This window comes from Catellatospora chokoriensis, from assembly GCF_011297315.1.
In the GTDB taxonomy this organism is placed as follows: domain Bacteria; phylum Actinomycetota; class Actinomycetes; order Mycobacteriales; family Micromonosporaceae; genus Catellatospora; species Catellatospora citrea.
Genome location: NZ_JAAOTI010000002.1, coordinates 249971 through 263653, shown reverse-complemented (window position 1 = coordinate 263653; position 13683 = coordinate 249971). Strand labels below are relative to the sequence as shown.

14 protein-coding genes are annotated in these 13683 nt (G+C 73.3%); 10 read left to right on the top strand and 4 right to left on the bottom strand.

Features of this window, described 5'->3' with window-relative positions:
• Window positions 1-107: 107 nt before the first annotated feature.
• Window positions 108-1166, top strand: a complete 1059-nt coding sequence (locus tag HAV39_RS03750; RefSeq protein WP_239120361.1) for a LacI family DNA-binding transcriptional regulator — start codon at window positions 108-110, stop codon at window positions 1164-1166.
• 107 nt (window positions 1167-1273) lie between these two features.
• Here the strand turns inward: HAV39_RS03750 and HAV39_RS03745 are convergent, their stop codons facing one another.
• From HAV39_RS03745 to HAV39_RS03735, 3 genes are all read right to left on the bottom strand, one after another.
• Complete coding sequence (locus HAV39_RS03745; RefSeq protein WP_191837744.1) at window positions 1274-1885, bottom strand: histidine phosphatase family protein; 612 nt, start codon at window positions 1883-1885, stop codon at window positions 1274-1276.
• 78 nt (window positions 1886-1963) lie between these two features.
• Complete coding sequence (locus HAV39_RS03740; RefSeq protein ID WP_191837743.1) at window positions 1964-3235, bottom strand: NAD(P)/FAD-dependent oxidoreductase; 1272 nt, start codon at window positions 3233-3235, stop codon at window positions 1964-1966.
• Window positions 3236-3376: 141 nt separating this feature from the next.
• Window positions 3377-4627 (bottom strand): chymotrypsin family serine protease, encoded by a 1251-nt coding sequence (locus HAV39_RS03735; protein ID WP_191837742.1) that lies wholly within the window; start codon window positions 4625-4627, stop codon window positions 3377-3379.
• Between the two features lie 261 nt (window positions 4628-4888).
• On the opposite strand from HAV39_RS03735, the gene HAV39_RS03730 reads away from it, so the two are divergent.
• From HAV39_RS03730 to HAV39_RS03705, 6 genes are all read left to right on the top strand, one after another.
• Window positions 4889-5473, top strand: coding sequence for a hypothetical protein (locus HAV39_RS03730; protein ID WP_191837741.1), 585 nt, complete (start codon window positions 4889-4891; stop codon window positions 5471-5473).
• The gene (locus HAV39_RS03725; protein ID WP_191837740.1) at window positions 5470-6648 is read left to right on the top strand and encodes a sensor histidine kinase; all 1179 of its coding nucleotides are present in this window, start codon (window positions 5470-5472) and stop codon (window positions 6646-6648) included. The genes HAV39_RS03730 and HAV39_RS03725 overlap by 4 nt, the downstream gene beginning before the upstream one ends.
• Window positions 6649-6685: 37 nt before the next feature.
• Window positions 6686-7375 (top strand): response regulator, encoded by a 690-nt coding sequence (locus tag HAV39_RS03720; protein ID WP_191837739.1) that lies wholly within the window; start codon window positions 6686-6688, stop codon window positions 7373-7375.
• 103 nt (window positions 7376-7478) lie between these two features.
• Window positions 7479-8060 (top strand): RNA polymerase sigma factor, encoded by a 582-nt coding sequence (locus tag HAV39_RS03715; RefSeq protein ID WP_191837738.1) that lies wholly within the window; start codon window positions 7479-7481, stop codon window positions 8058-8060.
• Window positions 8057-9127 (top strand): hypothetical protein, encoded by a 1071-nt coding sequence (locus HAV39_RS03710; RefSeq protein ID WP_191837737.1) that lies wholly within the window; start codon window positions 8057-8059, stop codon window positions 9125-9127. Before HAV39_RS03715 ends, HAV39_RS03710 begins: the two co-directional genes overlap by 4 nt.
• A gap of 222 nt (window positions 9128-9349) precedes the next feature.
• Window positions 9350-10249 carry a dienelactone hydrolase family protein gene (locus tag HAV39_RS03705; protein ID WP_191837736.1) on the top strand — a complete coding sequence of 300 codons (900 nt, stop codon included), beginning with the start codon at window positions 9350-9352 and terminating at the stop codon, window positions 10247-10249.
• Window positions 10250-10377: 128 nt separating this feature from the next.
• Here HAV39_RS03705 and polX read toward each other — a convergent pair whose 3' ends face one another.
• Window positions 10378-12105 (bottom strand): DNA polymerase/3'-5' exonuclease PolX, encoded by a 1728-nt coding sequence (polX, locus tag HAV39_RS03700; RefSeq protein ID WP_191837735.1) that lies wholly within the window; start codon window positions 12103-12105, stop codon window positions 10378-10380.
• 23 nt (window positions 12106-12128) lie between these two features.
• On the opposite strand from polX, the gene HAV39_RS03695 reads away from it, so the two are divergent.
• The 3 genes from HAV39_RS03695 (at window position 12129) to def (ending at window position 13675) form a co-directional block, all read left to right on the top strand.
• Window positions 12129-12404, top strand: coding sequence for an acylphosphatase (locus tag HAV39_RS03695; RefSeq protein ID WP_191837734.1), 276 nt, complete (start codon window positions 12129-12131; stop codon window positions 12402-12404).
• Between the two features lie 75 nt (window positions 12405-12479).
• Window positions 12480-13142, top strand: a complete 663-nt coding sequence (locus HAV39_RS03690) for a thioredoxin-like domain-containing protein (protein ID WP_191837733.1) — start codon at window positions 12480-12482, stop codon at window positions 13140-13142.
• A complete protein-coding gene (gene def, locus HAV39_RS03685) occupies window positions 13139-13675 on the top strand; it encodes a peptide deformylase (RefSeq protein WP_191837732.1) in 537 nt (178 codons plus the stop codon). Before HAV39_RS03690 ends, def begins: the two co-directional genes overlap by 4 nt.
• Window positions 13676-13683 lie beyond the last annotated feature (8 nt).

Sequence of the window (13683 nt, the reverse complement as noted above, 5' to 3'; positions counted from 1 at the left end):
AGCTCCGGCGGCGGCGCGGTGACAGCAACCTAGGAGCGGCCGAAACAAACGAGAACAAGTTTCGAAACGTGGGGTCGTCCGGCGGAGGATGTTGCGAAACTGTCCCGGTGACCGCCGCCCCTGAAACCCCGGCCCGGACCGCCGCCGCCCCACGCTGCACGCTGGGCGACATCGCCCGCGAGGCGAACGTGTCCGTGCCGACCGTGTCGAAGGTCCTCAACGGCCACAGCGACATCTCGCCACAGACCCGCCGCCGGATCGAAGCCCTGCTCACCCGGTACGGCTACCAGCGCCCCCGGGCCCCGCGCCGCAAGACCCAGCGCGGCGACCTGATCGACCTGGTGATAAACGAGCTGGACAGCGCCTGGGGCCTGGAGATCCTCACCGGCGTCGAGCAGGTCGCCGAGGCCGCCGGGCTGGGCCTGGTCGTCTCCGCGGTGCACAACCGGGCCAGCCTCACCCGCCGCTGGCTGGAGGGCCTGATCTCACGCGGCTCGCAGGGCGCGATCCTGGTGCTGTCGGACCTGTCCGAGGACCAGCGCGCCGAACTTCACCGCCGCACCCTGCCCTTCGTCGTGGTCGACGGGGTCAGCCAGCCCCCGCCGGACGTGCCCAGCGTCGGGGCGACCAACTTCTCCGGCGGGTACGCCGCCGCCGAGCACCTGATCAGGCTCGGGCACCGCCGGATCGGCGCGATCGGCGGCCCCGAGCAGCTGCTGTGCAGCCGCGCCCGGATCGCCGGCTACCGCGCCGCGCTGGAGTCGGCGGGCCTGCCCACCGACCGCGACCTGGTGCGCTACGGCAACTTCCAGCACAACGGCGGCCTGCGCGCCGCCCAGCAGCTCCTGGCCCTGCCCGACCCGCCCACCGCGATCTTCGCGGGCAGCGACCAGCAGGCCACCGGCGTCTACGAGGCCGCCCGCCTGATCGGCCGCCAGATCCCCCATGACCTGTCCGTGGTCGGCTTCGACGACCTGCACTACGCCCAGTGGACCGCCCCGCCCCTGACCACCATCCGCCAGCCGTTGCACGAGATGGGCGCGTCCGCCGCCCGCCTCCTGCTCCGCCTCGTCAACGGCGAACACCTCGAAGCCCCCCGCATAGAACTCCACACCGAACTCATCCTCCGCAACAGCACCGCCCCACCCACCTGCGGCGACTCTTGAAGAGTCGCGGCCATCCAGGGCAGTTGAGGCCACGACTCCATAAGAGTTGCGAACAGGGGCTTGCCGCGGCGCGGGCCGCGGCGGCCGGCCGCCGGGCGGGCCGCGGGTCAGGCGCTGAAGCGGTGCAGGGTCCAGCGGGTGGGTGGCGAGGTGGCGGGGTCGCCGTCGGCGGTCCACTCGGTGACCGAGCCCGGGGCGACCACCGTGTCGAAGGCCCGCAGCAGCGGCTGCATCCCGAGCACGTGGAAGGAGCTGTTGACGGTCTCGCTGTGGCCGACCAGCACCACCGTCTGGCCCGCGTGCCGGTACGCGATGTCGATGATCGCCCGGCCGGTCCGCACCACCAGCTCCGCCCAGCTCTCGTTCTCCCGCTGGAACGGCCGGTGCACACCCCCGCCGGGCAGCTCCGCGGTCTTGAGCACGGCGAGCGGCCGCCCGTCGGCGTACGCCGGATAGTGCCAGGTGCACAGCCCGCAGTCGGTCTCCGCGGCGACGCCCAGCGCCGCCGCGATCGGGGCGGCCGTCTGGATCGCCCGGCGCAGCACCGACGAGTACACCGCGACCGGCCCCGACACCTCCGCCGCCAGGCGCCGCGCGACCGCCGCCGCCTGCTCGTGCCCCAACGGCGTGAGCCCCCGGCACCCCGCGATCCCGCCGACGAACCTCTCGACCGAGTGCACCGACTCCCCATGCCGCACAAAGATCAGCCGTGTCCGCATCGGACCGATGCTACGTCCGCCCATCGATCATGAAGTTAGGGCAGCGACACGCCGTCGAACACGGCCATTAGTTCATGATCAACGCACGAGGGTGTCGGCCAGGGGGACGGTGGGGTCGGTGAGGCGGGCGGGGTTGGCGGGGGTGCCGGCGAAGCCGGCTTTGACCAGGGCGTTGAGGTCGTCCTGGACGTCCCAGATGTTGATGTTCATGGCGGCGACCACGCGGTTGTCGTCGGTGAGCCAGAAGGCGATGACCTCGGGGGCCTTGCCGTCGCGGACGGCGGGGTCGCCGCGGAACACGACCCGGGCGTAGTCGCCAGGACCCGCCCAGCCGCAGTACTCCATGCCCAGGTCGTACTGGTCGGTGAAGAAGTACGGCACCTGCGCGTACGACACCTCCTGCCCGAGCATCGCCTTGCCCGCCGCCTTGCCGCCGGCCCGCGCGTTGGCCCAGTGCTCGGTGCGCAGGTGCCTGCCCAGCAGCGGGTTCAGGGTCGACGCCACGTCCCCGCAGGCGTAGATGTGCGGATCCGAGGTGCGCAGTCCCGCGTCGGTGACGACGCCGTTGTCCACGGCCAGCCCCGCCCGCTCGGCCAGCTCGGTGGCGGGCCGGATGCCGACCCCGACCGCCACCAGGTCGGCGGCCAGCTCGGTGCCGTCGTCCAGCAGCGCGCTGCGCACCGCGCCGTCCAGGTCGCCGAACGAGCGCACGCCGGCCTCGAACCGGAACTCGACGCCGTTCGCCTCGTGCAGCGCCCGGAACAGTGCGGCCAGCTCGTCGCCGAGCACGTGCCGCAGCGGGGCACGCTCGCTCGACACGACGGTGACGGGGCAGCCGTAGCCCCGGGCCGCGGCCGCGATCTCCAGGCCGATCCAGCCCGAGCCGACGACCAGGACCTGGGGCCGCGGATCGGCGGTCAGCGCCTGCCGCAGCGCCTCGGAGTCGGGATAGGCGCGCAGGTAGCGGATCCCTTCCGCGTCGGCACCAGGCACGTCGAGGGTGCGCACGATCGAGCCCGTGGCCAGGAGCAGCTTGTCGTACGTGAACTGCTCGTCGCCGTCCAGCGTCACCGTGCGGGACTCCGGATGCACCGCCACCACGCGGCGGCCGAGCATCAGCTCGATGTCCTGCTCGGCATACCACTCACGCGGGTGCACGTACGCCTTCTCGCGCGGGTTCTTGCCCTGCAGGAAGCCCTTGGACAGCGGCGGGCGCTCGTAGGGCACCTCGTCCTCCTGCCCGATCAGCAGCACGCGGCCGGTGAAGCCCTCGGCGCGCAGCGCCTCGGCGGCCCTGGCCCCCGCCAGCGACGCACCGACGATGACGAATACCTGCTCGTCCGCACTCATGCCGTCCAGCCTTCCGCATCGGGGCCCGCCGGTCCACGGAAACGCGGCAGTCGTCCGGAAACCGCCCCGGGCGGGGGCGCTTCCGGACGACTGCCGGTGCGGCCCGACGCCGCACGGGGGCGGCGGCGCCGGGTGGTCGGGTCAGGACGTGACCAGGCTCGCCTGCTGGGCGATGAGCACCCAGCTGATGTCCACCCAGGCCACCACGTTGCCGCAGCCCGTGCCGAACGAGCCGCAGGACACCGGGGTCGTGCCGCCCACGATCAGGCCCGCGGCGCGGACCTTCGAGAAATCGGCCGTGAGCGTGAACACCGGACCGCCGCTGTCACCGGGACCGGCCGCGGCCCGCCCGGAGACCTCGTTGCCCAGCGAGACCACGTCCACGAACGAGAATCCGGCCAGCACCAGCTGGTTGATCCGGTTGGTGCGGATGTTGCAGTGCACCCCGGTGAACCCGCCCGAGGTGCAGACGAACTGGCCCGGGAAGTTGCTGACCGCGCCGACCACCGGCTTGGAGAACTCCCCCACGCCGACGCCGCCGTCGTAGATGCGCGCACCGGATCTGGTGCGGATGAACAGCGAGTCGCTGAGCCGCCGCGCGGGCGCGGGCTCCGAGAGGCCGATGAGCTCCCCGGTCGGGTCCGTGAAGTTCAGCCCGCCGCCGGGCATGCAGTGCTCGGCGGTGAGGATGCCGCGGGCCGTCTCCCACCACAGGAAGTAGCGCGCGACCGCGAAGCCGGTGCTGCACCCGCCCGCGCCGGCGAACTGCCCGCGCAGCTGGGCCCCACCCCACCACGGCGCGAAGTCGTTCGCCCGGCTGTACGGCTGGATCTGCTCCTCGTCCTTGACGACGGTGGCCGCCACGGCGAACTCGTACTTGCCCGCCGCCTCGGGGTCGCTGGTCGCCACCTCCAGGCCGCTGCCGTCGGGCAGCGGCCCGACCCGGGTCAGCCCCGGATACGCCTCCGCCCGCTCCGCGACCACCGCGGCGGACTCGACGAGCTCCCGCTGGGTGTACTTCGACTCGCCGAGCGCGATCCGGATGCCGAGTTCGGACTCCGCCCGGGCGATCTCCTCGCGGATCTCGGCCGGCGCCTCGCCCTTCCACCACAGTTCCAGGGTCCGCTTCTCGACCTGCAGCCGCACCCCGCCCAGACCCGGGAACTTCGCATCCAGGTCGGTGAAGCGCTGCGCCGCCTCGACCAGCGGCAGCTGCGCGGACATGATCTCCGCGGCGGCGTTCGACCCGTCCTTCGGGTCCTCGCTGGTCCAGGCCGGCTTGTCCTCCTCGTACGCGGCCGCGGCGGGCGTCCCCGCGACCACCCCCCACACCGCCACCAGTGCCAGCACACCCAGTGCCGTACGGCGTCTCCGCTGCCCGCTGCTGCGCATCGCTTCCTCCCTCGTGTCCGCCGCCGGTCCCCGGCGACCCACTCAGGCTGCGGTAATCCGGGTCGCACGGCGTCGGCCGAGGATCGGAACCAGGTCGTACGCCCACAGTCGTACCCGGACAGCCGGCTCCCGCCCGAGGTGGACCCGGGTCGCCGCACCGGAACGCGGAAAGGCGACAGCCGAACCGATCGACCTGCGCAGACACCGGGGCTACTCTGCTGACACCCTTCCCCGGGCGCCCTCCACCCCCAGGAGCAGACCATGTGCATCGGCACCTCCGTCCACGCCGACATCCGGGTGTCCGTCCAGGACAGATCCGCGCCCGACCGGGTCGCCGGCCACCTCGCCGCAGGCATCCTGGTCGACGCGGATGCCGTGCTCGTGCCCCGCCCGTCCGCCGAACTGCTCGACCCGTCGCGCGACCTGGAGATCGTCGTGTTCCCGACGGACCTGGCCGAGCACACCCCCGTCGACGTGCTGACCGGCTGGAAGTGGAGCCGCTTCGCCCTGCGCGGGCAGGAGAAGCAGCCCACCGCCGCCATCGCCAAGCTGGCCCACCACGCCACCTACGGCGCGCAGATCGGCGAGGTGGACAGCGGCGAGCTGGCCCGGCTCACCGCCGAACTGGACGGCGACCTGTGGGCGGCGCTGACCCGGCTGGAGGCGGTGCCGCCCGGCATCGGCGAGATCGACCCGGACCTGCTGGCCCGGCTCGGCGAGGTCGAGCGCGCGCAGCGGGTGCCGCGCCGGGCCGAGCACTCGTTCGACTCGTACGAGGCGATGACCGACGGCTTCTGCATCTTCTTCTGCTTCTGCCACCCCCACCACCCGCGGAGCAAGCCGTGACCTGGTGGCGGCGGGCGCAGGACACGGCGCTGGCCCTGGCCGTGTGGCTGCTCGACACGGCCCTGTTCTCCACGGCCGGGGCCGACCTCGGCGCGGCCCGCGGCGGCCGGTCCGCGCTGGTCATCGCCGGCTACGTCGCGCTGGGCGCGGTGGCGCTGATCTGGCGGCGGCGCGCCCCGGTCGCGGTGTTCGCCTGGCTGTGGCTGCACGCCGTGGTCGGGAGCGTGTTCGTCGCCGGCTACCTGCCGACGCTGCCGCTGATGGTGGCCGTGTACACGGTCGGCGCCCACCTGTCCCGCCGCCGGGCCTGGCTGATCGCGCCGGCGCTGGTGCCGTACGGCGTGCTCGCCGCCAACGGCGCGTGGCTCGAACCGCCGTCGCGCCAGGCGGCCACCTTCGTCGGGCTGCTGCTGGCGTTCAGCCTGCTGGTCGGCGGCGTGTGGGCGCTGGGCCGGTGGGCCGGCGCCAACCGGCGGCGGTTGGCCGCGGCCGAGCAGCAGCGGGTCGCGTCGGCCCACGCGGCGGTCGCCGCCGAGCGGGCACGCATCTCGCGAGAGCTGCACGACATCGTCGCGCACACGGTGACGGTGATGATGCTGCAGGCGAGCGGAGCCGGCCGGATCATGGCCACCCGCCCCGAGCAGGCCCGGGCCGCGCTCACCCAGATCGAGGAGCTGGGCGGGCAGGCGATGGCCGAACTGCGCCGGATGCTGGCCGTGCTGGCGGCGGACGGCCCCGCCGAGCCCGCCGCGCAGCCCGGCCTCGCCGACCTGGACGATCTGCTGGGCCGGATGCGGTCCGCCGGCATGCCGGTGGACCTGGTGGTGGAGGGCGAGCCGCGGCAGCTGGATCCGTCCGTGGGGCTGGCGGCCTACCGCACCGTGCAGGAGGCGCTGACGAACATCGCCAAGCACAAGGGCGGCGACGTGCCCGCCGTGGTGCGCCTGGTCTGGGCCGACGAGCTGCTGGTCAAGGTCACCGACACGGGCGCGGTCGAGCTGCCCCGCTCCCCGCTGTCCACCGGGCACGGCCTGCTGGGGCTGCGCGAACGGGTCGCCGTCGCGGGCGGCAGGCTGGACGCCGGGCCTACCGGCGACGGCGGTTTCCAGGTCTCGGCGGCGCTGCCGGCCCAGGCCACCCGGGGCGGCCGACTTCCGGTCGGCGGTGCGCGATGAGCGGGTCGGACCTACGACCGCGGAGAGGTGGGCTGCGATGACCTTGCGAGTGCTGCTCGTCGACGACCAGCCGCTGGTCCGTGCCGGGATCGCGATGCTGCTGGCGGCCGAGCCGGACATGGCGGTCGTCGGCGAGTGCGGCGACGGCGCCGACGCGGTGGCCCAGGCCTTGGCGCTGCGGCCGGACGTGGTGCTGATGGACGTGCGCATGTCCGGCATGGACGGGGTGGAGGCGACCCGGCGCATCACCGCCGACGGCTTCACGGGCGACCCGGACCGGCCGGTCAAGGTCGTCATCCTGACCACCTACCACGTCGACGAGACGGTGTACGCGGCCCTGCGCGCGGGCGCGTCCGGCTTCCTGCTCAAGGACGCGGTGCCCGCCGAGCTGACCCTCGCGGTGCGGGCGGTGGCGGCCGGGGAGGCCTGGCTCGACCCGGCGGTGGCCCGGGGCCTGCTGGACGAGTTCACCGCCCGGCCCGGCCAGCACGCGCCCACCCCGGCCCGGATGCGCGGGCTGACCGAGCGCGAGCGCGAGGTCCTGGTGCTCGCGGCGTACGGGCTGTCCAACACGGAGATCGCGGCGTCGCTGGTCATCGGCGAGGCCACGGTGAAGACCCACCTGGGCCGGGTGCTGATGAAGCTCGGCGTGCGCGACCGCACCCAGGCCGTCGTCGCCGCCTACCAGCACGGACTGGTCGAGCCCGGCTCCCGCGCCTTCACCTGATCGCGCCCGGGACGGCGCGGACCGGCGTGGAGCCGTAATCTCGGCTCCCCGCCGCCGCGAGAGGAGCCGGGAACATGGGCGGCACCCGCGGGCAAGTACTGGCATGACCGTGACGACCGAGCACGACCCACCGGCCGGAGCCGACCCGCCAGTCGCGCAGCCGCCGCCCGACCCGGCCGACCTCGGCGCGATGTTCGACGCGTACGCCCGCGACCTGCTGCGCTACGCCGGGCAGCGGGTCGGCGAGCAGGTCGCCGAGGACGTCGTGGCGCAGACCTTCCTGATCGCGTACGAGCAGCGCCACCGCTACGACGGCACCCGCGGCGCGATGCTGCCCTGGCTGTACGGCATCTGCGGCAACCTGCTGCGCCGCCACCACCGCACCGAGGTCCGGGCGCTGCGCGCCGTGGCCGCGACGCAGTCCCACGCCGCTGACGAGGTCGCACCGGACGCCCGCTCCGCGGAGCGCGTCGACGCGCAGCGCGCCGTGGCCCGCGTCGCGACCACGCTGGCCAAGCTGCCCCGCCGCCAGCGCGAGGTGCTGCTGCTGTTCGCCGTCGCCGAGCTGGAGTACGCCGAGATCGCCCAGGCGCTCGGCATCCCGCTGGGCTCCGTGCAGTCGGCACTGCACCGCGCCCGTACGAAGATCAAATCCGCGCTCGCCGCCGCCGGAGGTTCCCGATGACCCGCACCGACCCCGACCTGACCGCGGTACGCGACCTGCCCGTCGGCGCGACCGAACCGTCCGACGAGTCCGTCGCCCGCACCTGGTACCTGCTCAACGCCCGGCAGGCCGCGACACGGGAGCGCGCCCCGCGGCGGCCGGCCCGCTGGCTCGTCCCGGTCACCGCGGGCCTGGTGGTGACGGCCGTCGCGCTGGGCGCGGTGACCGTGGGCGGCCTCGGCGGGCACCGGTTCGCCACCCCGAACATCGCCCTGGTCAAGGCCTCCCACCAGCCGCTGCCCACGGCACGCGGCACCAACCCCGCGCTGTCCCGGACCACGCCGGAGGCGATCGCGGCGCTGGAGGAACTGGCCCGCACCGCCGAACGCGCCTCGGCGGTCGACCTGCTGCCGGGCCGGCTGGTGCATGTGCTCACCGAGGGCTGGGGCGCCGCGCTGAGCGGCGGGACCGGGACCGTGCGGTTCCAGCCACGGGAGGTCTGGCTGGACCCGCAGGGCATGATCGCGTTGAAGCTGCTCAACGGGGACGAGAACATGTTCGAGAGCATGTTCGCCGACCACGAGGGCAACATGGAACACGCGCGTTCCTTCCTGCGTGACAACGGCCCGAGCATCGAGGTCCCCACCCCGCAATGGCTGGCACAGCTGCCGACCGACCCGCGGCCGCTGCTCGCCCTGCTGCGCGCCGACGTCGAGGACAACGAGACCTGGACCAAGGACCACATGCTCTGGGACGCGATGGCCGGGCTCTACCACGACTGCGACATCCTGCTCAGCCCACAGTTGCGGGCCGCGCTGCTGCGCGCGTTCCAGGGCATGGACGGGCTGACCGTCGGCAAGGTCATGATCGACGACAGCGAGCTGGTGGCGATCCGCCAGACCGACGGCGACTCGGCGGACGAGATCCTGTTCGACCCGGTCACGGCCTGGGCCGTGGGATGGCGCGACATCGACCTCGGCGATGAGCTGACCCTGCTGCCACCCAGGTCCGGCCCGAAGTTCGATCCCCTGGTCAGCTATCACGCCACCTGGCGGCAGACCATCGTCGGCAGCGTCGACGAGCGCTGACCCACCGCCGCACAGGTAGGCCCGGTCCCGGCTGCCATCGGGGCCGGCCCTGCCGTCACGGCGCCATCCCCGCCGGCCCGGCCCCCGGATGCCGCCGGGGCCGGGCCTGGCCGTCGTGGCACCGTCCCGGCCGTCGTCGGCGGCCGTGGTCGCCGACGGTGGGCCAGGACCGGTCGTGCCCGGCTCCCGCACCCTCGCCGGTCGCAGGAGTATGAATGAGACATGTCTGAGTTGGGCGAATACCTGTCGAGCGAGGTCGTCGTCGACTACGCCGACGGCTTGATCTCCCGCCGCGAGGCGTTACGCCGCCTGGGCCTGCTCGGGGTCGGCGCGGCCGTGGCGGCTCCGCTGCTGGCCGCGTGCGACGCGCAGCGTGACACCGCCACGCCCCCGCCGGCCGCGCCGACCCCCGCGGTCACCGGCCCGGCGGGCCCGAGCCCGCTGCCCACCGAGCCCATCGTGTTCTCCGGCCCCAACGGACAGCTGCAGGGCCGCTGGGCCGCCGCGGCCTCGCCGAGAGGCTCCGTGCTCGTCGTCCACGAGAACAAGGGCCTGACCGACCACATCGCCTCGATCGCCGGGCGGCTGGCCGCCGCGGGCTGGTCCGCACTCGCGATCGACCTGCTCTCCGAGGAGGGCGGCACCGCGAAGTTCACCGACCCCGCCCAGGCCACCGCCGCGCTGAACGCCGCCCCGCCCGCGCGGTTCATCGCCGACATGAAGGCCGGCGTCGGCGAGCTGCTGCGGCGCAACCCCGGGCACACCGTCGGCGCGATGGGCTTCTGCTTCGGCGGCGGCATGGTCTGGTCCCTGCTGGCCGCGGGCGAACCGCGCCTGCACGCCGCGGCGCCGTTCTACGGCCCGTTCCCCGCGAACGCGTCGCTGGCGGGCTCCCCCGACGCCGCCGTGCTGGGGGTGTACGCCCAGCTCGACGACCGGGTCAACGCCACCCGCGACGCTGCCCGCGCGGCCCTGAGCAAAGCGGGCCTGACCTTCGAGGTCGTCACCTACCCCGACGTCAACCACGCCTTCTTCAACGACACCGGCGCCCGCTACAACGCCCCCGCCGCCGCCCAGGCCTGGACCGAACTCACCGCCTGGTTCACCCAACACCTGACCTGACCCCGCCGCCCCCACCCCGCCCCGCTCACGCCGCCATCACCCCCCCTGCAATAGACGCTGGCCTATCTAATCGAGTTTTCGTAGATCGAAATGATCAGATGGGCCAGCGTCTGCCGAAGGCGCAGGGGTCACGCCGCGCGGCGCTTGACGGCGACGAACGCCTTCAGCTTGGTCAGCGTCCACGTATTGATCACGTCGGCCGGGGTGAGCCAGCCGCGCTGGGCGATCGCGATGCCGAAGCGCAGCATGTCCAGGTGCACCGTGGAGTGCGAATCCGTGTTGATCGCGAACCTCACCCCGCGCTCGCGCGCCCGCATGATCAGCTCGTCCGGCAGGTCGAGCCGGTCGGGGAACGCGTTCACCTCCATCGCGGTGCCGGTCGCGGCGGCCGCGTCGAACACCGCGTCCCAGTCCGGCTCGACCGGCTTGCGCCGCCCGATCAGCCGCGTGGTCGGATGCCCGATGATGTTGACGTACGGGTTCTCGCACGCCTTCACGAACCGGTCCGTCAGCTCCGCCGGAGTCTGCGTGAAGTGCGAGTGGACCGACGCGACGCAGAGGTCGAACCCGGCCAGGAAGTCGGCGTCCCAGTCCACCCCGCCGTCGGGGTCGATGTTCAGCTCGCTGCCGTGCAGCAGCGCCATCTTCCCGTCATCGGCCAGCGCCCGCAGCTTCTTGCGCTGGGCCAGCATCTTCGCGTCGGTCATCCGCTGCATCGGCATGTCCTTGGCGTGGTCGGTGACCGCGTAGTAGCGGTAGCCGCGGGCCCGCGCGGCGGCCAGCATCTCCTCCAGCGTGGACACGCCGTCGGTGAGGTTGGTGTGGGTGTGCAGGTCACCGCGGATGTCGGCCTCGGTCACGAGCTGCGGCAGCGTGCCGTTGCGGGCGGCGGCGACCTCGCCGCGGTCCTCGCGCAGGGTCGGCGCGATCCAGGGCAGGCCGAGCCGCTCGTACACCTCCTCCTCGGTCTCCGACACCAGCAGCGTGTCGTCCTCGGCGCGGAACAGCCCGTACTCGGACAGCTTGAGGCCCTTGCGCACGGCGATCTCGCGTACCCGGATGTTGTGCTCCTTGGACCCGGTGAAGTACTGCAGCGCCGCGCCCCACGACTCCGGCGGCACCACCCGCAGGTCGACCTGGAGCCCGCCGGTGGTGCGGATCGAGGTCTTCGCCGGCCCGCTCGCGATGATCTCGCCGACCAACGGCAGCTCCGCGAACGCCGCCATGATCGGCTTGGACTCGCGCGCGGCGACCAGGATGTCCACGTCGCCGATGCTGTCCCGGCCGCGCCGCAGCGACCCCGCGTACGTGCACTTCTCGCAGCCGGGCAGCGCCGACAGGGCCGCGATCACCTCCTCGGCCACCTCCAGCGCCGTGGAGACCATCACCCGGCCGCCGCTGTGCCGCAGCACCTCGATGCCGTGCAGGATGTTCGCGGCGGTCTTCGCGCCGAACCCGCGCAGCCCCGACAGCCGCCCCGCCTCGATCGCGTGGACCAGCTCGTCCATCGAGGAGATGCCCAGCTCGCGGTGCAGCGTCATGGCCTTGGCCGGACCGAGGCCGGGGATCGCGATCAGCTCGCGCACCCCGGCGGGCACCTTGGCCCGCAGTTGCTCCAGCGCCTCCATCCGGCCGGAGGACAGAAACTCCACGATCTTCTCGGCGGTGGACTTGCCGACGCCCGGGATCTGCTCCAGACCCTTCAGGTCGAGCGTGGCCACGTCGGCGGCATGGCCGGCCACCCCGCGGGCGGCCTTCTCGTAGGTGCGGGCCCGGAAGGCGTCACCGCCGGTGATCGAGATGAGATCGGCGTACTCCTGCAGTGCCGCCGCGACGACCTCGTTTGGCCGGGCCATGCCGTCCAGTCTACGGTTGACACATGATCCGCAGGCGCGTTGTGGTCTCCGGCGAGGTGCAGGGCGTCTTCTACCGCGACTCCTGCCGGCAGCAGGCGCAGGCGGCCGGTGTCGCCGGGTGGGTGCGCAACCGGCCCGACCGCACGGTCGAGGCCGTCTTCGAGGGCACGCCCGACGGCGTGGACCGCCTCGTCTCCTGGACCAGGCACGGCCCCGAGCTCGCCATCGTCGACGGCGTCGCGGTCTTCGAGGAGACCCCCGAGGGCCTGTCCGGCTTCGACATCCGCCCCACCGCCTGACCTGCACCGCTCCGCTCCGCAGAGCCGGGAAGCTAGGATCACCGCGGCGAATCGAGTTCCTGGGGAGGCCACGCCATGGTGGATTACACGAACACACCGCCCAAACCGGCGGTGCCGGTGTGGGCGTGGGTGGTGGGCGGCCTCGTCGTGCTGTTGTGCCTCTGCGCGGGGGTGGGCGGCGTGGGTTACTACGTCTGGCGCGCACAGCAGAAGGACACGCAGGCCGTCGCGCCGACCGGGACCTGGCAGCAGCAGCTCGCGGGGATCGACGGGGTGCGCGACTACCTGACCGAGGGCCCGCTGAGCCAGGACCATGCCCAGGGCGGGGTGGTCTACCCGCAGCAGCCCCCGATCGGCGGGCAGCACAACGGCACCTGGCAGAACTGCTCCGGCACGGTGTACGACGAGCCGATCGCCAGCGAGCGGGCCGTGCACAGCCTCGAACACGGCGCGGTGTGGATCACCTACCGGCCCGGCATCGGCGACGACGACGCCCGGACGCTGGCGGAGAAGGTGTCCGGGCGCGACTACCTGATGCTGAGCCCGTTCCCCGGCCAGGATGCGCCGATCTCGCTGCAGGCGTGGGGATACCAGCTGAAGGTGGACAGCGCGGACGACCCGCGCATCGACTTCTTCGTCAACGCCGCCCGCCAGAACGCCGGGCCCGAGATCGGCGCGCCCTGCTCGGGCGGCACCCGCCAGACCGGTGAACTGCCGCCTGCCGGGACCGCGGCATGAGCGAGCAGGCCGTCCGGCCCGGGATCGCCCGGGACATCACGCTGTACGGCACGCCGGTGCTGCACCGGCCGACCGCTCCGGTCACCGACTTCGGGCCGGACCTGCACAAGCTGGTCGCCGACATGTTCGCCAGCATGTACGCGGCCAACGGCGTGGGCCTGGCCGCCAACCAGATCGGCGTCGGCCTGCGCGTGTTCGTGATGGACTGCCCCGATCCGGGCAACGGCGCCAACGTGGTGGCCCACGTGGTCAACCCGGTCCTCGAACTCCCCGCGCCGCCGCGTGAGCTGGAGGTCTCCGGGGAGGGCTGCCTGTCCGTGCCCGGGCAGCGCGGCGATGTGGCGCGCACCGCGGTCGCCGTGGTGACCGGGGTGGACATGCACGGCGAGCCGGTGCGCGTCGAGGGCGCCGGGCTGGTCGCCCGCTGCCTGCAGCACGAGACCGACCACCTGGACGGCACGGTGTACGTGGACCGGCTCACCGCCAAGGAGCGCAAGAAGATCCTGAACGCCGCCGGGCTGCCGCTGGACTGATCGGCGGC

Excerpts from the sequence above, each read along its gene's own strand:
- HAV39_RS03745 (WP_191837744.1), bottom strand. The coding sequence starts at position 1,885 with ATGCGGACACGGCTGATCTTTGTGCGGCATGGGGAGTCGGTGCACTCG.
- HAV39_RS03695 (WP_191837734.1), top strand. The coding sequence starts at position 12,129 with ATGATCCGCAGGCGCGTTGTGGTCTCCGGCGAGGTGCAGGGCGTCTTC.
- HAV39_RS03730 (WP_191837741.1), top strand. The coding sequence starts at position 4,889 with ATGTGCATCGGCACCTCCGTCCACGCCGACATCCGGGTGTCCGTCCAG.
- HAV39_RS03735 (WP_191837742.1), bottom strand. The coding sequence starts at position 4,627 with ATGCGCAGCAGCGGGCAGCGGAGACGCCGTACGGCACTGGGTGTGCTG.
- HAV39_RS03690 (WP_191837733.1), top strand. The coding sequence starts at position 12,480 with ATGGTGGATTACACGAACACACCGCCCAAACCGGCGGTGCCGGTGTGG.
- HAV39_RS03710 (WP_191837737.1), top strand. The coding sequence starts at position 8,057 with ATGACCCGCACCGACCCCGACCTGACCGCGGTACGCGACCTGCCCGTC.
- HAV39_RS03705 (WP_191837736.1), top strand. The coding sequence starts at position 9,350 with ATGTCTGAGTTGGGCGAATACCTGTCGAGCGAGGTCGTCGTCGACTAC.
- HAV39_RS03720 (WP_191837739.1), top strand. The coding sequence starts at position 6,686 with ATGACCTTGCGAGTGCTGCTCGTCGACGACCAGCCGCTGGTCCGTGCC.
- polX (WP_191837735.1), bottom strand. The coding sequence starts at position 12,105 with ATGGCCCGGCCAAACGAGGTCGTCGCGGCGGCACTGCAGGAGTACGCC.
- HAV39_RS03740 (WP_191837743.1), bottom strand. The coding sequence starts at position 3,235 with ATGAGTGCGGACGAGCAGGTATTCGTCATCGTCGGTGCGTCGCTGGCG.
- HAV39_RS03715 (WP_191837738.1), top strand. The coding sequence starts at position 7,479 with ATGACCGTGACGACCGAGCACGACCCACCGGCCGGAGCCGACCCGCCA.
- def (WP_191837732.1), top strand. The coding sequence starts at position 13,139 with ATGAGCGAGCAGGCCGTCCGGCCCGGGATCGCCCGGGACATCACGCTG.